24 protein-coding genes and 1 rRNA gene are annotated in these 25,493 nt (G+C 69.9%); 7 read left to right on the top strand and 18 right to left on the bottom strand.

Going from position 1 to position 25,493, the window contains the following annotated elements; all coding sequences use genetic code 11:
* From ASF40_RS13605 to tyrS, 3 genes are all read right to left on the bottom strand, one after another.
* A 16S ribosomal RNA gene (locus tag ASF40_RS13605) occupies positions 1 to 101 on the bottom strand; the annotation flags it as partial.
* Between the two features lie 615 nt (positions 102 to 716).
* Positions 717 to 1,538 carry a DUF4184 family protein gene (locus ASF40_RS13610; RefSeq protein WP_056369996.1) on the bottom strand — a complete coding sequence of 274 codons (822 nt, stop codon included), beginning with the start codon at positions 1,536 to 1,538 and terminating at the stop codon, positions 717 to 719.
* 45 nt (positions 1,539 to 1,583) lie between these two features.
* Entirely contained in the window at positions 1,584 to 2,885 is a 1,302-nt protein-coding gene (gene tyrS, locus ASF40_RS13615) for a tyrosine--tRNA ligase (RefSeq protein WP_056369998.1), read from the bottom strand.
* Positions 2,886 to 3,085: 200 nt separating this feature from the next.
* Here tyrS and ASF40_RS13620 point away from each other — a divergent pair, with 200 nt between their 5' ends.
* Together ASF40_RS13620 and ASF40_RS13625 are read left to right on the top strand one after the other, a co-directional pair.
* Positions 3,086 to 3,685: a hypothetical protein gene (locus tag ASF40_RS13620; RefSeq protein ID WP_056370000.1), complete on the top strand. Its 600-nt coding sequence runs from the start codon at positions 3,086 to 3,088 to the stop codon at positions 3,683 to 3,685.
* A 4-nt stretch (positions 3,686 to 3,689) separates the two neighbouring features.
* Positions 3,690 to 4,286, top strand: a complete 597-nt coding sequence (locus ASF40_RS13625) for a hypothetical protein (RefSeq protein WP_056370002.1) — start codon at positions 3,690 to 3,692, stop codon at positions 4,284 to 4,286.
* A 26-nt stretch (positions 4,287 to 4,312) separates the two neighbouring features.
* On the opposite strand, the gene argH is transcribed toward ASF40_RS13625, so the two are convergent.
* Complete coding sequence (argH, locus tag ASF40_RS13630; RefSeq protein WP_056370005.1) at positions 4,313 to 5,746, bottom strand: argininosuccinate lyase; 1,434 nt, start codon at positions 5,744 to 5,746, stop codon at positions 4,313 to 4,315.
* A 698-nt stretch (positions 5,747 to 6,444) separates the two neighbouring features.
* On the opposite strand from argH, the gene ASF40_RS13635 reads away from it, so the two are divergent.
* Positions 6,445 to 7,062 (top strand): hypothetical protein, encoded by a 618-nt coding sequence (locus ASF40_RS13635; protein ID WP_157549688.1) that lies wholly within the window; start codon positions 6,445 to 6,447, stop codon positions 7,060 to 7,062.
* A 276-nt stretch (positions 7,063 to 7,338) separates the two neighbouring features.
* Here ASF40_RS13635 and ASF40_RS13640 read toward each other — a convergent pair whose 3' ends face one another.
* Genes ASF40_RS13640 through argC form a run of 6 tightly spaced genes read right to left on the bottom strand, consistent with a single transcriptional unit; the run spans position 7,339 to position 13,755 of the window.
* The gene (locus ASF40_RS13640) at positions 7,339 to 8,487 is read right to left on the bottom strand and encodes a heparan-alpha-glucosaminide N-acetyltransferase domain-containing protein (RefSeq protein ID WP_235560242.1); all 1,149 of its coding nucleotides are present in this window, start codon (positions 8,485 to 8,487) and stop codon (positions 7,339 to 7,341) included.
* A gap of 13 nt (positions 8,488 to 8,500) precedes the next feature.
* Positions 8,501 to 9,424, bottom strand: a complete 924-nt coding sequence (gene argF / locus ASF40_RS13645; protein ID WP_056370009.1) for an ornithine carbamoyltransferase — start codon at positions 9,422 to 9,424, stop codon at positions 8,501 to 8,503.
* Positions 9,421 to 10,635 carry an acetylornithine transaminase gene (locus ASF40_RS13650; RefSeq protein ID WP_056370011.1) on the bottom strand — a complete coding sequence of 405 codons (1,215 nt, stop codon included), beginning with the start codon at positions 10,633 to 10,635 and terminating at the stop codon, positions 9,421 to 9,423. Before ASF40_RS13650 ends, argF begins: the two co-directional genes overlap by 4 nt.
* Positions 10,632 to 11,531 carry an acetylglutamate kinase gene (gene argB, locus ASF40_RS13655; RefSeq protein ID WP_056370013.1) on the bottom strand — a complete coding sequence of 300 codons (900 nt, stop codon included), beginning with the start codon at positions 11,529 to 11,531 and terminating at the stop codon, positions 10,632 to 10,634. The genes ASF40_RS13650 and argB overlap by 4 nt, the downstream gene beginning before the upstream one ends.
* Complete coding sequence (gene argJ / locus ASF40_RS13660; RefSeq protein WP_056370015.1) at positions 11,528 to 12,685, bottom strand: bifunctional glutamate N-acetyltransferase/amino-acid acetyltransferase ArgJ; 1,158 nt, start codon at positions 12,683 to 12,685, stop codon at positions 11,528 to 11,530. The genes argB and argJ overlap by 4 nt, the downstream gene beginning before the upstream one ends.
* Positions 12,682 to 13,755 (bottom strand): N-acetyl-gamma-glutamyl-phosphate reductase, encoded by a 1,074-nt coding sequence (gene argC / locus ASF40_RS13665; RefSeq protein WP_056370017.1) that lies wholly within the window; start codon positions 13,753 to 13,755, stop codon positions 12,682 to 12,684. The genes argJ and argC overlap by 4 nt, the downstream gene beginning before the upstream one ends.
* Positions 13,756 to 14,023: 268 nt before the next feature.
* Here argC and ASF40_RS13670 point away from each other — a divergent pair, with 268 nt between their 5' ends.
* The 4 genes from ASF40_RS13670 to ASF40_RS13685 are packed head-to-tail and all read left to right on the top strand — an operon-like array spanning position 14,024 to position 16,609.
* Positions 14,024 to 14,674 carry a hypothetical protein gene (locus ASF40_RS13670; RefSeq protein ID WP_056370020.1) on the top strand — a complete coding sequence of 217 codons (651 nt, stop codon included), beginning with the start codon at positions 14,024 to 14,026 and terminating at the stop codon, positions 14,672 to 14,674.
* Complete coding sequence (locus ASF40_RS13675) at positions 14,671 to 14,970, top strand: transcriptional regulator (RefSeq protein ID WP_056370022.1); 300 nt, start codon at positions 14,671 to 14,673, stop codon at positions 14,968 to 14,970. The genes ASF40_RS13670 and ASF40_RS13675 overlap by 4 nt, the downstream gene beginning before the upstream one ends.
* The gene (locus tag ASF40_RS13680) at positions 14,967 to 15,857 is read left to right on the top strand and encodes an ABC transporter ATP-binding protein (RefSeq protein WP_056370024.1); all 891 of its coding nucleotides are present in this window, start codon (positions 14,967 to 14,969) and stop codon (positions 15,855 to 15,857) included. Before ASF40_RS13675 ends, ASF40_RS13680 begins: the two co-directional genes overlap by 4 nt.
* Positions 15,857 to 16,609, top strand: coding sequence for an ABC transporter permease (locus ASF40_RS13685; RefSeq protein ID WP_056370026.1), 753 nt, complete (start codon positions 15,857 to 15,859; stop codon positions 16,607 to 16,609). The genes ASF40_RS13680 and ASF40_RS13685 overlap by 1 nt, the downstream gene beginning before the upstream one ends.
* Here the strand turns inward: ASF40_RS13685 and ASF40_RS13690 are convergent.
* From ASF40_RS13690 to ASF40_RS13725, 8 genes are all read right to left on the bottom strand, one after another.
* Positions 16,600 to 17,580: an NAD-dependent epimerase/dehydratase family protein gene (locus tag ASF40_RS13690; protein ID WP_056370028.1), complete on the bottom strand. Its 981-nt coding sequence runs from the start codon at positions 17,578 to 17,580 to the stop codon at positions 16,600 to 16,602. The two genes, ASF40_RS13685 and ASF40_RS13690, sit on opposite strands and share 10 nt — an antisense overlap.
* A 59-nt stretch (positions 17,581 to 17,639) precedes the next feature.
* The gene (locus ASF40_RS13695) at positions 17,640 to 18,380 is read right to left on the bottom strand and encodes a dienelactone hydrolase family protein (protein ID WP_056370030.1); all 741 of its coding nucleotides are present in this window, start codon (positions 18,378 to 18,380) and stop codon (positions 17,640 to 17,642) included.
* 22 nt (positions 18,381 to 18,402) lie between these two features.
* Positions 18,403 to 20,937, bottom strand: coding sequence for a phenylalanine--tRNA ligase subunit beta (pheT, locus tag ASF40_RS13700; RefSeq protein WP_056370032.1), 2,535 nt, complete (start codon positions 20,935 to 20,937; stop codon positions 18,403 to 18,405).
* On the bottom strand, positions 20,937 to 21,986 hold the full coding sequence (gene pheS, locus ASF40_RS13705; protein ID WP_056370033.1) for a phenylalanine--tRNA ligase subunit alpha: 1,050 nt from the start codon (positions 21,984 to 21,986) through the stop codon (positions 20,937 to 20,939). The genes pheT and pheS overlap by 1 nt, the downstream gene beginning before the upstream one ends.
* Before the next feature lie 53 nt (positions 21,987 to 22,039).
* Complete coding sequence (locus ASF40_RS13710) at positions 22,040 to 22,969, bottom strand: ABC transporter permease subunit (protein WP_056370035.1); 930 nt, start codon at positions 22,967 to 22,969, stop codon at positions 22,040 to 22,042.
* Positions 22,966 to 23,613, bottom strand: a complete 648-nt coding sequence (locus ASF40_RS13715; RefSeq protein WP_056370037.1) for an amino acid ABC transporter permease — start codon at positions 23,611 to 23,613, stop codon at positions 22,966 to 22,968. Before ASF40_RS13715 ends, ASF40_RS13710 begins: the two co-directional genes overlap by 4 nt.
* A gap of 81 nt (positions 23,614 to 23,694) precedes the next feature.
* On the bottom strand, positions 23,695 to 24,561 hold the full coding sequence (locus ASF40_RS13720; RefSeq protein WP_056370039.1) for a glutamate ABC transporter substrate-binding protein: 867 nt from the start codon (positions 24,559 to 24,561) through the stop codon (positions 23,695 to 23,697).
* 84 nt (positions 24,562 to 24,645) lie between these two features.
* The gene (locus ASF40_RS13725; protein WP_056370043.1) at positions 24,646 to 25,443 is read right to left on the bottom strand and encodes an amino acid ABC transporter ATP-binding protein; all 798 of its coding nucleotides are present in this window, start codon (positions 25,441 to 25,443) and stop codon (positions 24,646 to 24,648) included.
* Positions 25,444 to 25,493 lie beyond the last annotated feature (50 nt).

A 25,493-nucleotide genomic window follows, 5' to 3' on the forward strand; every position in this document is an offset into this window, starting at 1 on the left:
CGCCACTGATCCACCAAGCAAGCTTGGCTTCACCGTTCGACTTGCATGTGTTAAGCACGCCGCCAGCGTTCATCCTGAGCCAGGATCAAACTCTCCATAAAAAATGATTGCCACCCCCACCGGGAAAAACGGTAAAAAGGGCAGCGAGTTCAACCATGACCAAAAACGAATATCAAACTGACATCCATGAATTGATCCAAAAAAGACCCCACCAACCAAAAAAYGGTCGACAGAGAAAAAATTGGCATTTGACAAGTGCACGCTGTTGAGTTCTCAAAGATCGGACGCACCCGCATTCCAGCTTCACAGCCATCACCGCAGGGCAACTTCACTATCTTATCCCNCATTTGACAAGTGCACGCTGTTGAGTTCTCAAAGATCGGACGCACCCGCATTCCAGCTTCACAGCCATCACCGCAGGGCAACTTCACTATCTTATCCCGCCCGACCCGTCTGTCAAACCGACACGCCGTGACCTTCAGATGATCTGGCTTGTCGGCGACCGCGGTCTCCGAGGCAGGAACCCCATCCCGAACCCGCATGCGGGACGCTCCAAGGAGCGTTGAAGGAGGGGGGTTGTTCTCCACTTGAGGGGGGTAAGGCTCTCGGCCTCTCCGCTTCCCTGTGGGGCGAACAAGTAATACTTTACGTGCGCCCCGGTGGCTCGTCGAATCGGAGCCGCGCCCCGGGCGTGTCGCACGACCACACCCGCGGAATCACGCGAGACTCGTCGCTCCCGCGGTGCGTCGACGGAGTACCTGCACAACAGCGCACAGCGCGATGGTGATCGCGCCCCACGCCGCGCAGGCCGGCGGAAGCACGCGATAGCCCAGGTGGGCGACGGTGAACTCCGCGTCGAGCGGGCCGAAGACGGCGAGTCCCCACACCCACGTCGCCAGCAGCATCACCGGCAGTGACACCCACCACACCCGGCGGACCCACGAGGGCATCACACCCGCAGCGGGTGCCTCGGGGTCACGGCGTACCAGCCACACCAGCATCCAGATCCCGAGGATCGCCAGTCCGATCGCGCTCGAGCCGTGCTGCAGCCACTTGTAACCCGGGAGCGGTCCCCACTCGGACTCCAGTGCGGGGATCGCGGTCATCCCCCACCGACCCTCGTGGGTGAACAGGTCCCACACGATGTGGCTCACGACGCCGATCGTGAGCGAGAGGACGAGCAGCAGCATCCCGCTCCACGACACCCGCGCGGGTGATCCCGAGATCGCGAGCGTCTCGCGGAGGGCTGGGCGGGCGCCGGCATCCCACTCCCCCGGCAGCCGCGCCGCCAGCCACCGCGGCGAGAGCTCGCGCACCGCCGGCCGCAGCAGCAGGCGCCAGACGAGGAGCAGCCCGAATGCCAGCACGATCGTCGCCGGCAGCCACCCGAGCGCATGCGTGACGCCGTAGTGCAGCGGCAGTCCGCGGACGAACAGCGGCAGATCCGGCGCCATCGCGCCGATCGCGATCGCTGCGGGCACGAATGGCGTGCGCACGAACGGCAGCGCGACGACGGCGTGGCTCGGGGTGAACGGCATCCGTCAGCCGTCCATCCCCTGAGCCACGCCGCTCGTCACCCGTCGTCAGCCGACGAACACGCCCGCGAGCGTCTTCTTGCCGCGCCGCAGCACCGAGACTCCGCCGGGGAGAGCGCCGGACACGGTCGCCGACTCGTCCTCGACCTTGGAGCCGTCGAGCGAGACACCGCCCTGGGCGATCGCCCGCCGGCCCTCCGAGAGGCTCGAGACGAGGCCGGTGTCGACCAGCGCCTGAACCACGTTCGTCCCCGAGGCGACGGTGGCGTTGGGCAGCTCTTCGAGCGCGTGACGCAGCGTGATCGCGTCGAGCGCGGCGAGGTCTCCCTGGCCGAACAAGGCCTCGGATGCGGCGATGACGGCGGCCGCAGCATCCGTCCCATGCACGAAAGCCGTGACCTCGAGAGCCAGGCGCTTCTGCGCGGCGCGGCGGAACGGCTCGTCGGCGACCAGGCGCTCGTAGTCCTCGATCTCGGCGCGCGTCAGGAACGTGAAGATCTTGAGCCGCTGGATCACATCGGCGTCGTCGGTGTTCAGCCAGAACTGGTACATGCGGTACGGGCTGCACATCGCGGCGTCGAGCCAGATCGCGTTGCCCTCGCTCTTGCCGAACTTCGTTCCGTCGCTGTTGGTGATCAGCGGCGTGCCGATCGCGTGCACCGACACACCCTCGACGCGGTGGATGAGGTCCGTGCCACTTGTGAGGTTGCCCCACTGGTCGCTGCCGCCGGTCTGCAGCACGCAGCCGTACTGACGGTAGAGCTCGAGGAAGTCCATCCCCTGCAGGATCTGGTAGCTGAACTCGGTGTAGCTGATGCCGGCGTCGGAGTTCAGGCGCGCCGCGACGGCGTCCTTCTTGAGCATCGTGCCGACGCGGTAGTGCTTGCCGATCTCGCGCAGGAAGTCGATCGCGCTCATCGGCGCGGTCCAGTCCAGGTTGTTGACGATGCGCGCGGCGTTGTCGCCCTCGAAGCTGAGGAACCGCTCCACCTGCGAGCGCAGGTAGCCGACCCACTCGGCCACCGTCTCGCGCGTGTTGAGCGTGCGCTCGGCGGACGGGCGCGGATCGCCGACGAGTCCGGTCGAGCCGCCGACGAGTCCGAGCGGCTTGTGGCCCGCGAGCTGCAGACGGCGCATCGTCAGAAGCTGCACGAGGTTTCCGAGGTGCAGACTCGGCGCGGTCGGGTCGAAGCCGCAGTAATACGTGATCGGGTCCCCGGCGAGAAGGGCGCGCAGCGCCTCCTGATCGGTGGACACATGCACGAGCCCACGCCACACGATCTCGTCCCACACGTTCTCGAACGTGGGGTCGATCGCGGGCGCAGTCGCGCTCACGACGGTTTCAGACACGCCCGCCAGGCTATCAGCGACGGATGCCTCGCCCCGCCCGCGAACGGTCGGCGCGGCGCTCCGCCCGCCTGATGGAGGACACACTTCCGTGTTTCAGCCTCTGGGCTAATTCTTGAACATATTTAGCTCACAGGCTTGTGAGACTGAGGTCCTCAAGCTAAACTTTCCCTCACTTGAGCTCTCACGCATAAGGAATGCCCATGTTCGTGATCACCAGCGACCAGCGCGACAGCCGGAGCAGCGCAGACCTCGTACCTGCGGCTCTGGCATCCGTCCACGCGAAAGGACACCAGGGCCTCGCGCTCGCTCCGGAGCGGACCGCGGGCGACGAGATCCAGGTCGCGGTGGCCGACGCCGGAGCGCTGCTCGGGATCGTGCTCGACCTGACCCGCTCGGGTCGATGGAGCGTCGGGGTCGGTGCCGGAGAGGTGGAATCGCCCCTGCCTGACAGCGTCCGGGCCGCACGCGGCGAGGCCTTCGTCAACGCGCGCGATGCGGTCGAGCGCGCGAAGAAGGCCGCCACCCGCGTCGCGATCACCGCACCGGAGGGCGGGGCGGACGCCGAGGCGCTCGTGCGACTGCTGGTCGAGCTGCGCGACCGGCGCACTGCCGAGGGGTGGGAGATCTACGACCTGCTCGCCGAGGAGATCACGCAGCGCGAAGCCGCCGCGCGCCTCGGCATCTCGGAGGGCGCGGTCAGCCTGCGCGTGAAGTCGGCGGGGCTTCGGACCGAGGAGGCGGCGGTGCCCGCGCTCGTCCGCGTGCTCGCACGGCTGAGTCCGGGGCCCGTGCCAGACTGACGCCATGGTCTCCCCGGACGTGATCCTCGTCGCCGCGCTCACGATCTTCCTGTTCCTCGCGCTCTGCGGCGCACTCGTGCTGGTGGTGATCAGCCTCCGGAAGCCCTCGACCATCCCGCTGGTGGTCGCGGGCGTGCTCGTCGTCCTGTGCCTGCTCGCGGTGACGGTGTCCCCCATCAACGTGCCGCTGCTCCTCGGGCTGGGCATCGCCATGCTCGGCACCGCCCTCGGAGTGCTCGGCGGCAACCCGATCACGCGGCGCATCCTCGAGATCGCGAGCCACGGGCGCGTCGAGGAGGGCGACAACGGCGGCATCCTCCTGCGCGCGCCGTCGCTGCCGGGAGCCGTCGCCGGCGAGGGCGCCGTCCGCGAGGTGATGCGCGGCGGCACCACGATCGGCTACCTCGAGCGGGTCGCAGTGACGCTCGGGATCATCGCCGGATTCCCCGAGGCGATCGCCGTGGTCGTGGCGCTCAAGGGCATCGGCCGGTTCTCAGAGCTCGCGACCGCCGAGGCGCGCGAGCGCTTCATCATCGGCACGCTCTCGAGCCTCGTGTGGGCGTGCGTCGTCGCGGCCTTGGTGCGACTCGCCATCTGGTGATCGCGAGGAGCTTTCGCCGCTGAGGTTCAGAGTCCGAGGGCGTGCGCGGTGTCCTGCACGCGCTGGACCAGTTCGGCCCGCTGCTCGGCGACCCGCACGGGGGCCGTGCCGCCGACGCCGGTGCGGCTCGCGACGGAGCCCTCCACGCTCAGCACCTCGCGGACCTCGGGCGTGAGGTGCTCGGAAACGCCGGCGAGCTGAGCGTCGGAGACCTCGTGCAGCTCGAGGCCGTTCTCCTCGCACACACGGACCAGGTGCCCCGAGATCTCGTGAGCGTCGCGGAACGGGACGCCCCGCTTCACGAGCCACTCGGCGACGTCGGTCGCGAGCGAGAAACCCTGCGGAGCGAGCGCCGCCATGCGGTCGGTGTGGAAGCGCATGGTCGCGACCATGCCGGCGAACGCGGGCAGCACCGTCTCGAGGGTGCGGACGGAGTCGAACACCGGCTCCTTGTCCTCCTGCAGGTCGCGGTTGTACGCGAGCGGGAGGGCCTTGAGGGTCGCGAGCAGTCCGCTGAGGTTGCCGATGAGGCGGCCCGCCTTGCCGCGCGCGAGCTCGGCGATATCGGGGTTCTTCTTCTGCGGCATGATGCTCGAGCCGGTCGAGTAGCCGTCGTCGAGGGTCACGAAGCCGAACTCGCGCGTGTTCCAGAGGATGATCTCCTCCGCGAAGCGCGAGACATCGATGCCGATCATGGCCGTGACGAAGGCGAACTCGGCGACCACGTCGCGCGAGGACGTGCCGTCGAGGGAGTTCTCCGCTGGACGATCGAGTCCGAGCTCACGCGCCACGAGCTGCGGGTCGAGCCCGAGCGTCGAGCCGGCGAGCGCTCCGCCGCCGTAGGGCGACACCGCCGCGCGCGCCGACCAGTCGCGCAGGCGCTCCAGGTCACGCACCAGCGGCCATGCGTGCGCCTGCAAGTGGTGTGCGAGGAGCACGGGCTGTGCGTGCTGCAAGTGGGTGCGGCCCGGCATGATCGCCTCGGGGTGGGCGTCGGCCTGGGCAACGAGTGCGTCGACGAGGCGGAGGATCTCGCGCGCGATCGTGCGCGAGTGGTCGAGCAGGTACATCCGCACGAGCGTCGCGATCTGGTCGTTGCGGCTGCGACCGGCGCGCAGCTTTCCGCCGAGCTCGGCGCCGACGACGCCGATCAGCGCCTGCTCGAGAGCACCGTGGACATCTTCATCGGATGCCGCGGGCCGAAGCGTCCCGTCGGTCACGCCCCGTGCGAGCTCATCGAGGCCCTCGTGCATGGACTGCTCTTCGTCAGCCGTGAGGTACCCGGCCGCGGCCAGCGCCTTCGCGTGGGCGTGGGAGCCGGCGATGTCGTACAGTGCGAGATCCCAGTCGAAGTGGGTCGATCGGCTCAGCTCGGCGAGCGCCGGGGACGGCCCCGACGCGAAGCGGGCCCCCCACAGTGCGCCCTCGTTGGTCCCGCCGTCGCCCTTCGATTCACTCACCCGACCAGCCTACCGACGCGCCACCCACCCGCCCGCCGGTGTGTCATCGTCGCCGACCGAGGGGTGGCATCCGTGTCCGTCGCAATTCGAGCGGCACCGAGTCGGCCCTCCGCGCCGCATCGGCCGCCCACAGCGACCACAACGGCCGTCGAGCAGCCGTCGTCTGCTCCTCCACACAAGACCAGACGGGCTCGCTGTCCAGAGATACGTTCTGCCCGCGCCTTGCGGCACGCCACGCCAGGGACGATGACGACATGCCGCGCAAGCCCCGCCCCCTGCCCTCGTCGCTGGGTGACAGCTTCTCCGTCGCGGCGGCGAGGGCGGCGGGGCTGTCGTCGCGACGGCTTCGGAACGATGATCTCGACAAGCCTTTTCGCGGCGCACGAGCCCGGATGCCCGAGCCAGAGCCCTGGGTGCCTGACGAGGGCACTGCTGCACGGGAGGCGAGGCTGCTTCGGGCTGCCATAGTGAGCCGGGCGCGCGCGTACCAGTCGATCGCTCCGTCCCACGCCTTCCTCTGGTCCGTCACCGCAGCCGTGATCTGGAAGTTCCCTCTCCCTCGCCATGTTCTGCGGGCGGCGGCATCGACGCCACGAACGGATGCTGCGACCACGAGTGTCACGGGTGTGGAGCGTTCGCGGCCTCGTCCCGTCGATGCAGGCGTGTTTCATCCGCACCGGTCCTCGAAGGCGACCGGAGTGCGAGCGCGGCAGTTCCGCGCGGGAGTGACGGCCGTGACCGAGCGCGACGGCTTCCGGGTGACGGATGCCGCGACAACCTGGGCACACCTCGCCGAGCTGCTCACGGTGGACGAGCTCATCGCCGTGGGAGACGCCATCGTCCGTGTTCCCCGCGCGAGAGGCATGCGGCGCGGCCGCCCTTCGGATGCGCATGCGAGCATCGCCGACCTCGAATCGGTCGCCGCTCAGCCGCGGCGGGGGGCCGCCAAGCTACGGGATGCGTTGTCGCAGATCCGGGTCGGGAGTTCATCGGCGCGGGAGACCGAGCTGCGGCTCGCGCTCATCCGAGCGGGACTCCCCGAACCCGAGCTCGATGTGGACGTGATCGCCTCGGACGGCACGCCGATCGGCTACACGGAACTCGCGTACGCGAAGTACCGGGTGCTGATCGAGTACGAGGGCGATCACCATCGCAGGGACGCCGCGCAATGGGAGCGGGACATCCTCAAACACGCGGCGTGCGCCGCTGAGGGGTGGGAGGTGCTCCGGATCACGTCGGCGCAGATGAAGCCCACCCCCGCGGCGGCGGTCTCCCGCGTGCGCACCGCACTCGCCCGCGCCGGCTGGCGCGGCTGATCACGCCCCGAACTCGCCGCCCCCTCGAGTCGGCCCGTGACGCCGCAACCGGCGCGCGGAACGACCACAGCGGCCAACCCGACCCGCCCCGCCTGCCCCGCCAGCCCAGACCCCGGACGCCGAGTCGGCCCGTGACGCCGCAACCGGCGCGCGGAACGACCACAGCGGCCCACTCGACCCGCCCCGCCTGCCCCAACCCCGGGCACCCAGTCGGCCCGTGACGCCGCGACCGGCGCACCGAACGACACAGCGGCGAAACCGCCCGCAGGTGTCGCGTCAGCGGGGAAACCGACCGGCGGGCACGGCGAAGCGCGAGGCCGAATCGAGCAGCGTCTCGAGCGGGCCCCGCCCCACGAGGAGCGCCCATGCCGTGCACAGAACGATCGTGCCGATGGCGAGCGGCCAGAAGGGCAGCAGCGCGCGGAAGCCGATGAGGTCGCCCACCCGGTCGAGCACCGCGGCGGCGACGGCGGCCCACACCAGGAGTTGCAGCGTGTACGCGGTCAGCGGCATCGCCCCTACGGCCCGCAACGGCAGCACCACCCACACGAGGAACGTGCGGCATGCGAGCAGACATACCCCGAGGACGGCGAGCGCGAAGCCGCCGGAGCCGATCACCTCGAGCAGTCCGGTGGAGTGCGGGCGGACGGTCCAGAGCGCTCCGAGATACGTCGCCGCTTCGGCCTCGGGGTCTGCACCGGTCGCCGCACCGAGCCCATAGCCGAGCGCGGCGAGCAGAGTTCCGGTGAGGACGAGCCACACCTGCACCCGCAGCCGAGTCACGCCGGCACGCGCGACGCCGAGGCCGGCCACGACGAACACGATCCAGGTCGTGAACGGGTAGTGCCACCCGAGTCCGAGCGACACCGGGCCGCCGATCGGGGAACTCCAGAACGGGAGCGCGTCGAGGACGATCTGGACGAACGGCAGGACCAGTGCCAGCCCCGCGGCGAGCGGCAGCAGCACACGGGCCGGCAGGGACGTCAGCGGCAGCGCCAGCAGGAACATGAGCGCATAGGCCGGAAGGATCACGAACACGGGCACACCGGTGGCGATGAGCAGGATGCCGAGCACCCAGAGCAGTCCTGCCCGCACGGCGAGCCGCCCGCGCGCGGTGCTCATCGCATCGCCCGTGAGCGGCGCCCCCGCTCCGGTGACGAGGCCGATCGACACACCCGCGAGCGTCGCGAACAGGATCGACGACCGGCCCGAGACGACGGCGATCCAGGTATCGGGCTCGAGCACGTCGAAGGGCTCGGTGATCCAGAGCAGGTGCGCGGCGAACATTCCGAGCACCGCGAGACCGCGCGCGAGATCGACCCCGCCGATGCGCGCGGGACCGTTCAGACGCTCCCAGCGCGTGGCGAGCCAGCCGTCGGCGCGCGGCGCGGGGCGCTCGGTGTCACTCAGCTCTCGCCCGCTCACCGCCCAGGCGCTCTCAGTCCTGGCGGAGGAGCCAGACGAGCAGTGCCTTCTGGGCGTGGAGCCGGTTCTCGGCCTCGTCCCACACGACGCTCTGCGGACCGTCGATCACCTCGGCGTCGACCTCGTAGCCGCGGTCGGCGGGCAGGCAGTGGATGAAGATCGCGTCGTCCTTCGCGAGCCCCATGAGCTCCTGGGTCACCTTGTACCCGCCGAGGTCGCGGAGGCGCTCGAGCTTCTCCTCCTCCTTGCCCATGGACACCCACGTGTCGGTGACGATGACGTCGGCACCGGCCGCCGCCTCGTTGGCGTCGGTGTAGAGGGTGACCGAGCCGCCGGTCTCGGCCGCGCGGCGGTCGGCGTCGGCGATCACGTCATCGCGCGGGGCGTACGCCTCGGGGGACGCGACGCGCACATGCATGCCGGCGGTCACGCCGGCGAGCACGTACGAGTGGGCCATGTTCGACTTGCCGTCGCCGAAGAACGAGAGGGTGAGCCCGGCCAGGTCGCCCTTGTGCTCCTTGATGGTGAGCAGGTCGGCGAGCAGCTGGCACGGGTGGAAGTCGTCGCTCAACGCATTCACGACCGGCACACGTGTGCCCGCGGCCATCTGCTCGAGGCCCGCCTGCGCGTACGTGCGCCACACGATGGCCGCCACCTGCCTCTCGAGCACGCGGGCCGTGTCGGCCGGAGTCTCCTTGCCGCCGAGCTGGCTGTTCGCGGTCGAGATGATGAGCGGCGAGCCGCCGAGGTCGGCGATGCCGACCGCGAACGAGACGCGCGTGCGGGTCGACGACTTGTCGAAGATGACCGCGACGGTCTGCGGACCCTCGAGGGGCTTGAGCTTCCACCGGTCCTTCTTGAGCGAGACCGCGAGGTCGAGGATCTCGTCCTGCTCGGCCTGCGTCAGATCGTCGTCGCGCAGCAGGTGGCGAGTCATGCGGGAACCTCCGTCGGGGTGTCGAGCACGAGCGCGTCCTCGACCGTGCGCAGCGTCGCGGTGAAGAGCTCGATGAACTCGTCGATCTCGACGTCGCCGATCGTGAGGGCGGGGACGAGGCGGATGGTCTCGTCGTTCGGCGCGTTGATGACGAGACCGTGCTCCTGCGCCGCGGCGACGAGCGCCTTCGAGAGAGGATGCGTCAGCCCGATGCCGATCAAGAGGCCCGAGCCGCGGCATCCGTCGATCAGGTCCGAATCGATTCCCTCGATCGCCGCACGCAGCTGTGCACCGCGCTCCGCGGCGTTGCGCACGAGCTCCGCCCGCTCGATCTCGCCGAGCACGGCGCCCGCCACGGCGGTGCCGAGCGCGTTGCCGCCGAAGGTCGAGCCATGCGTGCCGGGGTAGAACAGCTCGCTCGCAGCGCCGAAGGTGATGAGCGCGCCGATCGGGAAGCCACCGCCGATGCCCTTGGCGACGGTGATCGCGTCGGGGGTGATGCCCTCGTGCTGGAAGGCGAACCACTCCCCCGTGCGACCGGCGCCGGTCTGGATCTCGTCGATGATGAGGAGCGCACCGTGGCGCTCGGTGAGCTCGCGCGCCGCAGCGAGGTAACCCTCGGGCAGCGGGATCACGCCGGCCTCGCCCTTGACGGGCTCGACGAACAGGGCGGCCACGCGGTCGTCGATCGCTGCCTCGAGCGCCTCGACAGTCGAGTCGATGAACTCGACGCCCGGCGTCATCGGCAGGAAGGGCTCCTGCATGTACGGCTTGCCGGTGAGGGCGAGCGTGCCCATCGTGCGGCCGTGGAACGCGTCGGTGAGCGCGAGGATGCGCGGGCGCTCGGTGCCGCCATGGAGGCGGGCGAGCTTGAACGCCGCCTCGTTCGCCTCGGCGCCGGAGTTGCCGAAGTACACGCGGCCCTCGTCGCCGGTGCCGGCGAGGCGCTTCAGGGTTGCGGCCAGAGCGAGCTGCGGCGGGGTCGCGAAGTAGTTCGAGACGTGCGCCAGCGTCGCGGCCTGCGTGGCGATCGCATCGACGAACACCGGGTGTGCGTGGCCGAGCGAGTCGACCGCGATCCCCGCGAGGAAGTCGAGGTAGCGCTTGCCGTCGGCGTCCCACAAGTACGAGCCCTCGCCCCGCACGAACATCTGCATGCGAGCACCGAAGCTCTTCACGAGGTCGCGCCCCGCATCGTCCTGCCACGTCATCCGAGCACCACCTCTGTTCCGATTCCCTTGCTGGTGAAGATCTCCACGAGCACCGAGTGCGGCACCCGCCCGTCGATGATGGCCGCGGTCTCGACGCCGCCCTCGACGGCCTCCAGGCACGCCGCCATCTTCGGGATCATGCCCGACTCGAGCGTCGGCAGCATCGCCTTCAGCTCCGTCGAGGTCAGGTGCGACACGAGCGAGTCGCGGTTGGGCCAGTCGGCATAGAGCCCCGCGACGTCGGTGAGCACCACGAGCTTCGCCGCACCGAGCGCGACGGCGAGAGCGGATGCTGCGGCATCCGCGTTCACGTTCAGCGAGTGTCCCGGGTGGTCGAGGTCGGGGGCGATGCTCGAGACGACGGGGATGCGTCCCGCCTCGATCTGATCGAGCACCGGCTGCGGATCGACCTCGACGACGTCGCCGACGCGACCGAGGTCGTGCTCGACGCCCTCGATGACGACCCCGCGGCGGCGGCCGCCGAAGAGGCCGGCATCCTCACCGCTGAGCCCGGTCGCGACCGGGCCGTGCGCGTTGATCTTCGACACCAGCTGCGGGTTGATCTGACCGGTGAGCACCATCCGCACGACCGAGATCGCCTCGGTCGAGGTGACGCGGTAGCCGCCCTTGAACTCGCTCGGGATCGCGAGGCGGTCGAGCATCGACGAAATCTGCGGGCCGCCGCCGTGCACCACGACGGGCTTGACCCCGACGTAGCGGAGGTAGGCGATGTCGGCGGCGAAGGCATCCTGCAGCTCCTCGCTCACCATCGCGTTGCCGCCGTACTTCACGACGACGATCTGGTCGCGGAAGCGCTTGAGCCACGGCATCGACTCGATGAGGGTCACCGCCCGGGCGCTGGCTTCGCCGGGATCGGTCTCTTGCAGGTCGGTCATGAGGAGTAGGCGCTGTTCTCGTGGACGTAGTCGTGGGTGAGGTCGTTGGTGAGGATCGTCGCCGTCGCCGCGCCGACCTTGAGGTCGATCACGAGATGGGTCGCACGCGGCGTGAGGTCGACCGCGTCGCGCGGCGCGTCGGGGCCGCCGGCGCTGCACACGCGCACGCCGTTCATCCACACGTCGACGTCGTACGGGTCGAACGCGGCCTCGGTCGTGCCGATCGCCGCCAGCACGCGCCCCCAGTTCGGGTCGTTGCCGAAGATCGCCGCCTTGAACAGGTTGTTGCGCGCGACCGAGCGCCCCACCTCGACGGCCTCGTCTTCGGAGGCCGCGTTGATGACCTCGATCGTGATGTCGTGGCTCGCCCCCTCGGCGTCGCCCTGCAGCTGCTGGGCGAGGTCCTGGCAGACCTCGGCAAGCGCCGCGGCGAACGCCTCGGGATCGGGAGTCTCTCCCGATGCCCCGCTCACCATGAGGGTCACCTGGTCGTTCGTCGACATGCAGCCGTCCGAGTCGAGCCGGTCGAAGGTGCGTCCGGTAGCCGCGCGCAGCGCGGCGTCCGCCTGCGCCGCGTCGAGCACCGCGTCGGTCGTGATCACGACGAGCATCGTCGCGAGGCCGGGTGCCAGCATCCCGGCGCCCTTCGCCATGCCGCCGATCGACCAGCCGTCGCCGGTGCGGGCCGAGCGCTTGGGCTTCGAATCCGTGGTCATGATCGCGAGGGATGCTGCCTCCCCGCCGTCGGCGGAGAGCTCGGCGATGCCCTGCTCGGTGCCGGCGAGCACCTTCGCGCGGAACACCTCGTCGCCGGTGCCGATGAGCCCCGTGGAGCACACCAGGATGTCACCGGCGCTCACGTCGAGCAGCTCGGCGGCCTTCTCGGCCGTCTGATGCGTCGTCTGGAAGCCGAATGACCCCGTGAAGCAGTTCGCCCCGCCGGAGTTGAGGACGATCGCCTCGACCGCGCCGTCGCGGATGACCTCCTGCGACCACAGGATCGGGTTCGCCTTCGCCCGGTTGCTCGTGAACACCGCGGCCCCGACCTTCAGCGGGCCGCGGTTGACGACGACCGCGACATCGGGCTTGCCGGTCGACTTGAGGCCGACGGCGACGCCTGCCGCCTCGAAACCCTGGGGCGCGGTGACACTCACGGCGCGACTCCGTTCACGGTCAGCGCGGTGCCCTCGGCGAGCCCCAGCGCGATGTTCATGGACTGCACGGCGGCTCCGGCCGTGCCCTTGACGAGGTTGTCGACCGCCGCGACGACCGTCACGCGGTTCGCGGCGCGGTCGATGGCGAGGCCCATCAGCGCGGTGTTCGCACCCAGGACGTCGGCGGTGCGCGGGAAGTGGCCCGCCGGCAGCAGCTGCACGAATGTCTCGTCGCCGTACGCGAACTCCCACGCGGCGCGGATCTCGTCGTCCGTCGCGCCCGGCGCGATCGGCGCCGTCGACGTCGCCAAGATCCCCCGCGACATCGGCACCAGGACCGGGGTGAACGAGATGCGGATTCCTTCGTCGGCGGTCGTGGCGGGAGCGGCACCCGCAGTGCGCGCCGCGGCGAGCGCCTGGCGGATCTCGGGGATGTGCCGGTGCGAGCCGCCCACCGCGTAGGGGTTCGCGGATCCCAGGATCTCGGCGGCGAGCAGGTTCGTCTTGAGGCTCTTCCCGGCACCCGAAGGACCGACGGCGAGCACCGTCACGATGTCGGACGGATCGATGACACCCGCAGCCACGCCTGGCGCGAGGCTCAGGCTCACGGTGGAGGCGTTGCAGCCGGGTGCCGCGATGCGGGATGCTCCGACCAGCCGCTCGCGCTGCTTCGAACCCGCCACCGGAAGCTCGGGAACGCCGTAGACCCAGGGGTCGTGGAAGTCGCCGCCGTAGAAGCGATCCCAGTCGGCGACCGACTCGAGGCGATGATCGGCGCCCGCGTCGATGACCAGCGCGGTGTCGCCGAGGGCGTCGGTGTACTGCCCGGACTGGCCGTGCGGCAACGCCAGGAAGACGATGTCGTGGCCGGCGAGGACCTCGGGCGAGGTCTCGGCGAGGGTCAGGTGCGCGAGCGAGCGCAGGTGGGGCTGATGCTGGATGAGCGGCTGTCCCGCGTTGGAGTGCGCGGTCACGGTGCGGATCTCGACGTCGGGATGCGCGGCGAGGATCCGCAGGATCTCGCCGCCCGCATAGCCGGATGCGCCGGAGACGGCGACCGAATATGTCATGGATTCCACCTTAGAGTCTGGGGCTGAGGGCCGGAGACGGCGACGCCCACTCGCGACGGTCCATGACAGGACGGCGTGCGGGGTCGCCTAGAGTCGGCGCTCGCCCAGACGGCGTCGGCGCGCGGGAGCGGCGCTCGGAACGAGCGTCGAGGGTCCCTGGGGCGCCGAAGGCATGCGCCGACGATAGCCGCCGGGTCGAGGCATCCGCAAATCGCGCTCGTCATGTTGGCCCTTGACGCAAAGTACTTTGCGCTGCAAACTACTTTGTATGAACGAGAAACTCGATGCCGCGAACGATCCGCGAGAGATGCTCGACCTCATCGACACGACACGTCGTGAGGCCGTCCGTCACATCACGGGTCGCTACGCCGGGCTGCTGGTGCTCTGGGCGATCGCCTGGGGCGTCGGGTTCGCCGCACTCTGGCTGACCCGCGGGGTCGGAGGCGTCGACCTCCTCCCCACCGCTGTCGGCTGGTGGATCTTCGCGGGTGCCCTCGTCATCGCGATCGTGTGGTCCGCTGTCGTCGGCATCCGCGCGGGCAGCGACGGGATCCGCGGGCGCAGCCAGCTGCAGGGCGCCTTGTACGGGTGCTCCTGGACGATCGTGATGGTGGCGGCATGGGCGCTGATCTCGGGGCTGCAGAGCAACGGCCTCTCGCAGGAGCTCTCGCAGCTGCTGTACCCGAGCCTCTACATCTTCCTGGTGGGCGTGCTCTATCTGTCGGGCGGCGCCCTTTGGCGCGCGGTGCCGATGTACATCCTGGGCGGCTTGCTCATCGTGATCGCCGTGATCGGGCTCTTCTTCGGCGCGCCGACCCACTTCCTCGTCTACGCGATCGCCGGCCCCGTCGCGATGCTCATCGTGGCCGCGCTCATGTACTGGGGGCCGGTCGCACCCAGTGCCGCGGAGCGGTCATGAACGAACTCGACCCCGTCATCCACGCGCCGGCACGCCTGAGGATCATGACGACGCTGGCCGAGGTGCTCGAGGACGGCGACACGATCACCTTCCCCGCGCTGCAGAAGCTCCTGGGCATGACCGCGGGCAACCTCACCACACATCTCGCCAAGCTGTCGGATGCCGGCTACGTCGAGGTCGCGAAGTCGTTCGCCGGCCGCAAGCCCGTCACCGAGATCACGTTGACCCATGCCGGGCGCGGAGCGTTCCGCTCCTACCGCTCGCAGTTGCTCGCACTCCTCGGAGGGTCCGCATGACCGCAGTCGTCCACACCGAAGCCCTCACACGGCGCTTCGGCGACACCGTCGCCCTCGACGGTGTCACGCTCGACATCCACGCCGGCGAGTGCGTCGGCCTCCTCGGCCCCAACGGGGCCGGCAAGACGACCTTCCTCTCCCTCATCGAGGGGCTGCGGCTGCCGACATCCGGCGTCGTGCGCCTCTTCGACGGCGATCCGCGGACGCCGGCGAGTCGCTCCCGCCTCGGATCCACGCCGCAGGCCACCGCGCTGCCGGAGGCGCTCAAGGTGCGGGAGGTCCTGCGGTTCGTCGCATCCCACTACCCTTCCCCGGGGCCGGTGGATCGCGTCATCGCGGAGTTCGACCTCGAGCCGCTCCTGGCGAAGCAGTGCGGGGCGCTCTCGGGAGGCCAGCAGCGTCGCGTGGCGGTCGCCCTCGCCTTCGTCGGCGACCCCGAGCTCGTCCTCCTCGACGAGCCCACCACCGGTCTCGATGTCGACGCCCGGCGTACCCTCTGGGATGCCGTGCGCACCCGCCATCGCGAAGGCACCGCCGTCGTGGTGACGAGCCATCACCTCGAGGAGATCGAGCAGCTGGCCGAGCGCGTCGTCGTCATCGACCACGGCGCGGTGCGGGCCGACGACACACTCGCCGCCGTGGTCGCGGGTGTCGCCCGCCGACGGGTGACGCTGCGCGGGGTCACTGCCGAAGACGTCCTCGCGCTCGATCCCGACGCGACCGTCACCACGGACCCGGACGACGGCGTCGTGACCGCCGTCGTCTCGGACTCCGACGCGCTCATCCGGGCGCTCGTCGCGTCCGGCGCCCCGTTCACCGACCTGACGGTGCGCGGTGCATCCCTCGAAGAGGCCTTCCTCACGATCACGAAGGGAGCGATGGTCTGATGTCCACGCTCACGCTCGCCGCGGTCCACACGAAGTACAACCTGCTGGAGACCATGCGCGTGCCGATCGCCGTGATCGGATCCCTCATCTTCCCGACGCTCGCGTTCTGCCTGTTCGTCCTGCCGCAGCGCATGGTCGTCGACGAACCTGATTTCGCGACGGCCGCCATCGCATCGATGGTCGTGTTCGCCTTCATGTCGGCGAGCCTGTTCAGTATCGGCCTCGACATGGCCGAGCAGCGCTCGAAGCCCTGGTGGCCGTATCTGCGCACGCTCCCGGGCTCGCCGGCGGCGCGCCTCATCGGCCTCATGTCGGCGACTCTCATCATCTCGATCCTCGCGATGATCCCGCTCCTGATCGTCGGCGGCATCTTCACCTCGGCCGCCGTCCAGCCCGGGGAGCTGTTCGCGGCCATCGGGCTCGCGATCCTCACGGCCGTGCCCTCGGCACTGCTCGGGACGATCATCGGCACGACCGCCGGGCCCAAGGCCGCGATCGCCATCACCCAGGTGGCGATGTTCCTCCTCGCGTTCGGCGGCGGACTGTTCCTCCCCCCGATCCTGTTCCCCGAGTGGCTCGACCTCGCCTCGAAGTTCCTGTGGGTTCGCGAGGCCCGTGAGATCGTCATCGCCGCCGCCCTCGGCCAGAGCGCGCCGCTGTGGGCGGTGGTCGGGATCCTCGCGTGGACGCTGGTGCTGGGCGCCTTGGCGGTGTGGCTGTACCGCCGCGACGAGGGGCGCCGCTACCGCTGAAGCTCGCCGAGCAGCGCCAGTTCGTCGGGCCGGGTCAGCCCGGCCCGACGATCGCGGCCGAGGCCCCGGGCGCGCTCGTCGGCGAGCGCGCGGTCCAGGGTCTCGCGCAACGGACGGAGGCGGCCGCCGAGCAGGTGGTAGGCGGCGTTCGAGCGGGTCCAGAACCCCGGCATGTCGGCCGGCAGCCAGAGCGGCAGCGACCGCGCACCCATCCAGTAGGCGACCTCGTGCGCCACGAGCCACTCGTCGTCGGCCGCGGCGAGCGCGCCGGTGTGCCCGGCGACCTCACGCGCGTCCGCGAAGAGCCGGTCGAGGGCGACCGGATCGCCGACGGCGTTCACCACACCCGTCCAACGCTCGCGGCCGACGGCCCGCACGAACTCCGCGAGGTCGTCGACATCGATCACCTGTGCGCCGCGGTCGGCGGTGTCGGGCACGAGCACGTCGTCCGATCCGGCGAGAGCGAAGCGGCCCACCCAGTATCCGAACCGGTCGGTCGGGTCACCGGGCCCCACGATGAGCCCCGGACGCACGATCGCCGCGCGGAACCCGAGGGTGGAGCGGACGGATGCCTCGGCCCGCACCTTCGCGCGACCGTAGTCCTCGTCCTCGTCGGGGCCGGCGGGCGTCAGCAGCTCGGCGGTCTCGTCGGCGCCCGGCACGTCGTCGGAGGCGTACACGGACACTGTAGAGATGTACGTCCAGTGCCGCGCGCGCTCCCCCAGCGCCACGACCGCGGCGGCGACGTGCACCGGGTTCGACGACACGTCGACGACCTCGTCCCACTCGCGCCGGGCGACCTCGTCGTACGCGTCCGGGTCGTTGCGGTCGGCGACGACGAGCGTCGTCCCGTACGGCGCATCGCGTCCCCCTCGGGCGAGGCAGGTGACGGCGGCTCCGGCATCCGCCCACCGCTCGGCGATCCGCCCGCTCAGCCAGCCCGTCCCGCCCAGCACCAGTACGTCGGTCATGGCTCCACCCAACCAGACGGGCCGGGTCGAGGCATCCCTTCTCCGCCGACGGCAGAACGTCAGACGCGGCTGCGGAGGAAGGCCGTCACGCGCTCCCAGGCGTCGGCCGCGTCGGTCCGGTTGTACCGACGGCCGGTGTCGTTGAAGAACGCATGGGCCGAGTCGGGGTACACCACGGCCGTGAAGTCGACGCCCGCCTCGGCCATGGCCTCGGTCACCGCCGGGAGCGCGTCGATGAGCGCGGGGTCGTGCTGCCCGTATATCGCCAGGACCGGCGCGGAGATGTCGGCGATGCGGTCCGCCGACGGCGCCGTGCCGTAGAACGGTGCGACGGCACGCACGCGGTCGTCGTGCGCGGCGAGCAGGAACGAGTACGTCCCGCCGAAGCAGAAGCCGGTCGCGGCGATCCGGTCGTCGACCCCGGGCTGCTCGGCGAGCCAGTCGACCACGGCGCGGAGCGCGGCGACCGCCCAGCCGGCGTACTCGGGCGCGCGCATTCCCGACAACGCCTCGCGCATACGCGGCTGCGCCGCGATGCGGGCCTCCTCGTCGTCGCTGTTCACCAGCGCGAAGAGCTCCTCACCGAGCGCGGGGGCGACGCCGCCATGGGTCAGGATGTCGGGCGCGGCGACCAGCCACCCTTCGGCGGCGAAGCGGTCGGCCACGTCGGTGATGTGGCCGACCAGGCCCCAGATCTCGTGGATGAGCACGAGGCCGCCGATCGGGTCGTCGGTGGGGCGAGCGACGTAGGCGTCGATGACCTCGCCGCCGGCGAGCGGCACCGTGATCACCTCGGGCATGGGGCCACCTCCGATACGGATGCTACTCGCGCAGTGTCGCCCCGAAACGCTCGGTCGCGACGGCCACCCCCGCGAGCTTCGCCTCGGTCGCCTCGGCGGCCGTGAGCGTGCGGTCAGGGGCGCGGAATCGGAGCGCGAAGGTGAGGCTCTTCTCGCCCTCGGGAACGCCCTGCCCGCGATAGTCGTCGACCAGGCGCACCGACTCGAGGAGGTCGCCGGCGCCCGAGACGAGCGCTCCGCGCACCTCGGCGGCCGGGACGTCGGCGCCGAGCACGAGCGACACGTCCTGCGTCGCGGCCGGGAAGCCCGACAGCGAAGCGGCGACGACCTTGTCCCCCGCAAGCGAGAGGACGAGGTCGAGATCGAGCTCCGCGACGATGACGCGCCCCGGAAGATCGGATGCCTCGGCCACCGCCGGCAGCAGCTCGCCGACGTAGCCGACCTCGGCGCCGTCGACGGAGAGCACGCCGGTGCGGCCCGGGTGCAGCGCGGCGCGCTGACCCTGAGCGACATCGATCGTGACGCCCGCGGCGGCGGCGATCGTGCGGACCGCATCGAGCGCGTCGGCGAGATCCGCGGTCACCGGCGCGATGCCGGGCTGCTTGGCGACGAGGCTGCCTGCGAGCAGCACGGCGACGTGGCGGTGCTGCGGCGGGATCGAGGCGTCGAGCTCGGCGAGGGTCGCGGCATCCGGTCGCACGGCCAGCGGCGGTACGAACGACGTTCCGTACTGCACGCCGGCCGTCGGGAGGAAGACGACGCCGGTCTCGAAGAGCGACAGGTCGGTGAAGCCGCGCGACACGTTGCGGTGCGCGACCTGGAGGAGGCCGGGCACGAGCGAGCGGCGCAGGAACGGCGCCTGCCCGTCGAGCGGGTTGGCCAGCTTGACGCTGGGCAGGTGATCTCCCGACGCAGAGCCGTGGAGGTCGTTCTGCTCCTCGGTGGTGAACCCGAACGACGGCGTCTCGACGAAGCCCGCAGCGGCGAGCGCGTTCGCGACGCGACGTCGGCCCTGCTGCGCGGCGGTGAGACCACGGCCCGACGGCGGAAGGGGCAGCACCGACGGGATGCGGTCATACCCCTCGATGCGGGCGACCTCCTCGGCGAGCGTCCACTTGTCGGTGAGGTCCGGGCGCCACGACGGCGGGATGACCTGCCATCCTTCGCTGCCCTCGGCGCCGACGACCTCGCAGCCGATGAGCCGCAGCGCTGCCTCGATCTGGCCCGGCGTGTAGTCGACGCCGATGAGGCGCTGCACGAACGTCGGCGGCAGCTCGATGCCGGGGATGAACACCTCGGCGAACAGGGCAGCGCCGTACGCGTCGTCGCTGGTGCCGCCGGCGTACTCGACCATGAGGTCGGCCACGCGACGGGCGGCGACGAAGGGCACGAGAGGGTCGACGCCGCGCTCGAAGCGGCGGGATGCCTCGCTCGGCAGCTTGTGCCGTCGGGCGGTGCGCGCGATCGACACGGTGTCGAACGTCGCGGCCTCGATGAGCACGTTGCGGGTCGCTTCGCCCATCTCGGTGGTGCCGCCGCCCATGACGCCGGCGAGGCCGATCGGTCCCGAGTCGTCGGTGATGAGCAGGTCTTCGGGGTCGAGCGTGCGGACCTTGCCGTCGAGCGTCTCGAGCTTCTCGCCGGGCGTCGCACGGCGCACGGTGATGCCGCCCTGGAGCTTGTCGAGGTCGTAGCCGTGGATCGGCTGGCCGAGCTCGAGCATCACGTAGTTGGTGATGTCGATGAGGATGCCGAGCGACCGGATGCCCGCGAGAGACAGGCGCGAGATCATCCACGCGGGGGTCGGCTTCGTGGGGTCGACGTCGCGCACGACCCGGGCCACGAACTCGGTCACGCCCGCGCGGCCGCGGATCGGGGCGAGGTCGTCGGCGCTCACGGGGAAGCCGGCGCCCGGCGCGACGTCCTCCCACGTGCGATCTGCCGGGTCGCGGAACGCGGCACCGGTGGAGTGCGAGTACTCACGCGCGACACCGCGGATCGACAGCGCATAGCCGCGGTCGGGCGTGACGTTGATCTCGACCGCGACGTCGTCGAGGCCGAGCAGGGAGATCGCATCCGTGCCGACGGGTGCGTCGATGCCGAGTTCGACGAGCCGGAGGATGCCGTTGTGCTCGTCGCCGAGCCCCAGTTCGCGGGCGGAGGCGATCATGCCGTCCGACACGTGGCCGTAGGTCTTGCGCGCGGCGATCGGGAACGGGCCGGGGAGCACCGCGCCGGGAAGGGTCACGACGACCTTGTCGCCGACGAAGAAGTTGCGGGCACCGCACACGACGCCGTGCACCGCGTCGCCGCCGTCCGCGGCGGTCTCACCGTCGGGCGCGACGCGCACCTGGCACCAGCGGATCGTCTTGCCGTTGGACTGCGGCTCCTCGACGAACTCGAGGACCTCACCCACGACGATCGGACCCTGCAGCTCGAAGCGGTGGACGTCCTCCTCTTCGAAACCGACGCGCACGAGCGCCGCGAGGACGTCCTCGGGCGCGGCATCCGCGGGGACGTCGACGTACTCACGAAGCCATGAGAGCGGGACGCGCATCAGACCACCATTCCGAACTGCTCGCTGAAGCGGACATCGCCCTCGGCCATGTCGCGCATGTCCTGGACGTCGCTGCGGAACATGAGGGTCCGCTCGATGCCCATGCCGAACGCGAAGCCCGAGTACTCCTCCGGGTCGATCCCCGCCGCGCGCAGCACGTTCGGGTTGATCATTCCGCAGCCGCCCCACTCGATCCATCGGGCACCGCCCTTGAAGGTGGGGTGCCACAGGTCGAGCTCGGCCGACGGCTCGGTGAACGGGAAGAAGTTCGCGCGGAAGCGCGTCTTCGCCTCGGCGCCGAACAGCACCTTGGCGGCGTGGTCGAGCGTGCCCTTGAGGTGCGCCATCGTGATGCCCTTGTCGACGACGATGCCCTCGAACTGGGTGAAAACGGGCAGGTGGGTCGCGTCGAACTCATCGGTGCGGTACACGCGCCCGGGGCACAGGACGTACAGCGGCAGGTCGCGCTCGAGCATCGAGCGCACCTGCACGGGGCTCGTGTGCGTGCGCATGACGAGGTGACGCTCCACCGGGTCGACGAAGAACGTGTCCTGCATCTGGCGCGCAGGGTGGTCGACGTCGAAGTTGAGCGCGTCGAAGTTGAACCACTCGTGCTCGAGCTCGGGACCCTCTGCGATCTCCCAGCCCATCCCGACGAAGATGTCGGCGATCTGCTCCTGCAGGAGGGAGATCGGATGCCGCGCCCCGACGCGCGCGCGCGCCGCGAGCGCCGTGATGTCGACGCGCTCCGCCTCGAGCTTCGCGGCGGTCTCGGCCGCGGCGAGCTCCTCCTCGCGGGCGGCGAACGCCTGGTTCACCCGGCCGCGGGCCTGACCGACGAGCTTGCCGAACTCGGCCTTCTTGTCGTTCGGCACATCGCGCAGCCGCGCGTTGAGCTTCGCCAGCGGCGAGCCCTCCGCGGAGTGCGCGGAGCGCGCGGCCTTGAGCGCTGCGGTGTCGCCTGCGGCCGCGATGGCCTCGAGGGCGGCGTCGACGGCGGCGTTCACCGCCTCAGGCGTGATCTCGGTGGTTTCGGGAGCGTCGGACACGAGAGACGAGTCTACCGACGGTGGATGCGCGGTCCGGTCGTGCGCCCGTTCCGCTACCGCGCGTCCGGCCCTTCGGAGGCGGTGTCCGCCTTCGCCTCGACGTGCAGGAGGGTCGCGGGGTTCGTGGGGTCCTCGACGAACCTGCCGCGACCGCCCTTGCGGCCGCCACTGGCCGTGCGGCGTGCGAGCCAACGCGCGAACCACGACAGCAGCAGGTTGATCGTCAGGTAGATCGCGAGCGTGACGACGAACAGCGAGAACAGGTAGCGGTTGCCGTAGAAGCTGCCCAGGTTGTTGATGTTGTTCCGGATGATCTCGTTGTAGCCGACGATGTAGCCGAGTGACGTGTCCTTCAGTAGCACGACCAGCTGCGCGACGATGATCGGCAGCATCTGCCGGAACGCCTGGGGGAACTCCACGAGCATCTTCGACTGGAACTCGCGCATGCCCACGCTGAGGGCCGCCTCGCGCTGGCCCTTCGGCAGCGCGGCAAGGCCGGCGCGCAGGATCTCGCCGATCAGTGTGCCGTTGTAGAGGATGAGCGCGATGACGACGGCCCAGAAGGCTCCCGTGGAAGCGACGAGGAGGATGAACAGCATCATCAACAGGACCGGCATGCCGCGGAAGAATTCGATGACCCACGCCGTCGGGATGCGCACCCACGGGATGAGCGAGCTGCGCAGCAGCGAGAGCAGGATGCCGAGCGCGATCGCGCCCACTGCGGCCACCGCAGCCGCCTGCAGCGTCGCCACGATGCCCTCGGCGATGAAGCCCCACACCGCGGGATCGGTGAAGATGTTCCACCGCGACCCGTCGAACATGCCGGGGAGGTTGATGCCGCCGGATGTGCGCGGGGCGGCGAGGGTCATGATGACCCACACCGCCGCGCCGAGGATCAGCAGCCCCGCGACGATCGAGAAGATGAGTGACAGCCGTCGCGCCCGAGGGCCCGGGGCATCGAACAGAACGCTCGCGCCGGTCATCGCCGCACCACCCAACGCTTCTCGAGCTGCCCGGCCAGGAAGCCGAGCGGCACCGTGATCACGAGATAGAGGGCGGCCGCGGTCAGCAGGATCTGGATCACGATGTTCCCGTTGTCGTTGGCGAGCTGACGCGTCGTCGCGAACAGCTCGACCACGAAGAATCCGCCGGCCACCGACGTGTTCTTGGTGAGGGCGATGAACACGTTGATGAGCGGCGGGATGGTCATGCGGAAGGCCTGCGGGAGGACGACGAGCGAGACCGTCTGCCCGAACCCGAGACCGATGCTTCGGGCGGCCTCGGCCTGCCCGACGGGGACGCCGTTGATCCCCGATCGCAGCGCCTCTGCCACGAAGGGCGATGTGTAGTACGTCAGCGCGATGAACGCGAGGATGAGGTACGGCAGCCGGACGCCGAGCATGGGCATCACGAACGCCGTGAAGATGAAGACCAGCGTCAGCGGGGTGTTCCGCGCGATCTCGGTCCAGAACGCGGCGAAGACGCGCAGCGCCCCGACCGGAGAGATGCGCATCGCCGCGATGAGCGTGCCCAGCACGAGCGCGCTCACGCCCGACACCGCGAGCAGGATGAGCGTCACGCGGAAGCCTTCGAGGAAGGTCGGCATCAGCGACCAGAGCTGCTCCATGCGCCTCTTTTCGGGAACGGGATCCGGGGATCGGATGCCTCGGGTCGACGCGTACGGCCGACCCGAGGCATCCGTCTTCGATCAGTAGCGGTCGGGTGTCGGCGGCTCGACGAACGGCAGCACCGTTCCGGCCGTCGCGTTCCACGCCTCTTCGTAGCGACCGTCCTCGTACGCCTTCTCCAGCACGTCGTTGATCCACATGCGGAAGTCGGTGTCTTCGAGGGCGAGGCCGATACCGTAGGGCTCCTCGGTGAACGGCTCGCCGACGACCTTGAACTCGCCCTCGTTCTGGGCCGCGAGGCCCGCGAGGATCACGTTGTCGGTCGACACTGCGACGACGGCGCCGCTGCGCAGCGGCTCGAGGCAGTTCGAGTACGTGTCGGTGAGAACCGGCTCGGCGCCGATCTCGGCGAGCTTCGCCGCCGGAGTCGAACCCGTCACCGAGCAGACCGGCTGGCCGACGAGGTCGTCCTCGCTCTTGATGTCGTCGTTGTCAGCGAGCACCAGGATCGATTGACCCGCCATGTAATAGGGTCCGGCGAAGGAGACGACCTCCTTGCGCTTGTCGTTGATCGTGTACGTGGCCACGACGATGTCGACCTCACCGTTCTGGATGAACGGCTCGCGGTTGGCCGACACGGCCTCCTTCCACTCGATGTCCTCCTCGGCGATGCCGAGCTCGGACGCGATGATCTTGCCGATCTCGACGTCGAAGCCCTCCGGCCCGTTGGGACCGTTGAGTCCGAACAGCGGCTGGTCGAACTTCGTGCCGATCGTGATCGTGCCCGCCTCTGCGAGCTCGGCCATCGTCGTCCCGGCCTCGAAGGTGGGGGCGGGCTCAGGGGCTGTCGTCTCCTCGCCGGCCGGCGTGCCGCCGGAGGCGCACGCCGACAGCGCCAGCGCGCCGGCGGCCGCCAGCGCGATGAGCGGAAGTCGCATTCGCTTCATGTCTTCGTCCTTTGCTGTGAACGGACCGCTCGTGACGGTCCTCTCGGATCCCGACCCGCGTGGGGAGGCGGACGGGAGTGTGTCTCAGTGCTCGAGGATCTTGGACAGGAAGTCCTTCGCCCTCTCGCTCTGCGGATTCGTGAAGAACTCGTCGGGCGTCGCCTCCTCGACGATCGCGCCGTCGGCCATGAAGAGCACGCGATCGGCCGCCTTGCGCGCGAAGCCCATCTCGTGGGTGACGACGATCATCGTCATGCCATCGGATGCGAGGCCGATCATGACGTCGAGGACCTCGTTGATCATCTCGGGGTCGAGCGCGCTCGTCGGCTCGTCCATGAGGATGAGCTTCGGGTTCATCGCCAGTGATCGGGCGATCGCGACGCGCTGCTGCTGCCCGCCCGATAGCTGGTTCGGCATCTTCTTCGCCTGGTTGGCCACGCCGACGCGGTCGAGCAGCTGCATCGCCTTCTGGTCGGCATCCTTCTTCTTCAGTCCCCGCACGCGGATCGGCCCGAGGGTGACGTTCTCGAGCACCGTCTTGTGGGCGAACAGATTGAAGGACTGGAACACCATGCCGACATCGGCGCGCAGATGGGCGAGCGCCTTGCCCTCTTCCGGGAGGGGCACCCCGTCGATCGTGATCCTGCCGGAGTCGATCGTCTCGAGCCGGTTGATCGCGCGGCACAGCGTGGACTTGCCGGATCCGGATGGGCCGATGACCACGACGACCTCGCCGCGGTTCACCACGGTGTTGATGTCCTTCAGGACGTGGAGATCGCCGAAGTGCTTGTCGACGTGGTCGACGACGACGAGCGGCTCACCGCGACGGACGTTGATGTTCGAAGTCCGGGGCGCCGGCGCCGGGGCATCAGGTGTCGCCATTCCCTCACACTAGGGGCGAGTCACGACACTCGGCCAGAGGCTCGATCGAG

The organism is Microbacterium sp. Leaf288 (assembly GCF_001422925.1).
Lineage (GTDB): Bacteria > Actinomycetota > Actinomycetes > Actinomycetales > Microbacteriaceae > Microbacterium.

What these genes read in the sequence shown, in the direction of transcription:
- ASF40_RS13610 (WP_056369996.1), bottom strand. Translation starts at nt 1,538, where the DNA reads ATGCCGTTCACCCCGAGCCACGCCGTCGTCGCGCTGCCGTTCGTGCGC.
- ASF40_RS13620 (WP_056370000.1), top strand. Translation starts at nt 3,086, where the DNA reads ATGTTCGTGATCACCAGCGACCAGCGCGACAGCCGGAGCAGCGCAGAC.
- ASF40_RS13625 (WP_056370002.1), top strand. Translation starts at nt 3,690, where the DNA reads ATGGTCTCCCCGGACGTGATCCTCGTCGCCGCGCTCACGATCTTCCTG.
- argF (WP_056370009.1), bottom strand. Translation starts at nt 9,424, where the DNA reads ATGACTCGCCACCTGCTGCGCGACGACGATCTGACGCAGGCCGAGCAG.
- ASF40_RS13650 (WP_056370011.1), bottom strand. Translation starts at nt 10,635, where the DNA reads ATGACGTGGCAGGACGATGCGGGGCGCGACCTCGTGAAGAGCTTCGGT.
- argB (WP_056370013.1), bottom strand. Translation starts at nt 11,531, where the DNA reads ATGACCGACCTGCAAGAGACCGATCCCGGCGAAGCCAGCGCCCGGGCG.
- argC (WP_056370017.1), bottom strand. Translation starts at nt 13,755, where the DNA reads ATGACATATTCGGTCGCCGTCTCCGGCGCATCCGGCTATGCGGGCGGC.
- ASF40_RS13670 (WP_056370020.1), top strand. Translation starts at nt 14,024, where the DNA reads ATGAACGAGAAACTCGATGCCGCGAACGATCCGCGAGAGATGCTCGAC.
- ASF40_RS13675 (WP_056370022.1), top strand. Translation starts at nt 14,671, where the DNA reads ATGAACGAACTCGACCCCGTCATCCACGCGCCGGCACGCCTGAGGATC.
- ASF40_RS13680 (WP_056370024.1), top strand. Translation starts at nt 14,967, where the DNA reads ATGACCGCAGTCGTCCACACCGAAGCCCTCACACGGCGCTTCGGCGAC.
- ASF40_RS13685 (WP_056370026.1), top strand. Translation starts at nt 15,857, where the DNA reads ATGTCCACGCTCACGCTCGCCGCGGTCCACACGAAGTACAACCTGCTG.
- ASF40_RS13690 (WP_056370028.1), bottom strand. Translation starts at nt 17,580, where the DNA reads ATGACCGACGTACTGGTGCTGGGCGGGACGGGCTGGCTGAGCGGGCGG.
- ASF40_RS13695 (WP_056370030.1), bottom strand. Translation starts at nt 18,380, where the DNA reads ATGCCCGAGGTGATCACGGTGCCGCTCGCCGGCGGCGAGGTCATCGAC.
- pheT (WP_056370032.1), bottom strand. Translation starts at nt 20,937, where the DNA reads ATGCGCGTCCCGCTCTCATGGCTTCGTGAGTACGTCGACGTCCCCGCG.
- ASF40_RS13710 (WP_056370035.1), bottom strand. Translation starts at nt 22,969, where the DNA reads ATGACCGGCGCGAGCGTTCTGTTCGATGCCCCGGGCCCTCGGGCGCGA.
- ASF40_RS13715 (WP_056370037.1), bottom strand. Translation starts at nt 23,613, where the DNA reads ATGGAGCAGCTCTGGTCGCTGATGCCGACCTTCCTCGAAGGCTTCCGC.
- ASF40_RS13720 (WP_056370039.1), bottom strand. Translation starts at nt 24,561, where the DNA reads ATGAAGCGAATGCGACTTCCGCTCATCGCGCTGGCGGCCGCCGGCGCG.
- ASF40_RS13725 (WP_056370043.1), bottom strand. Translation starts at nt 25,443, where the DNA reads ATGGCGACACCTGATGCCCCGGCGCCGGCGCCCCGGACTTCGAACATC.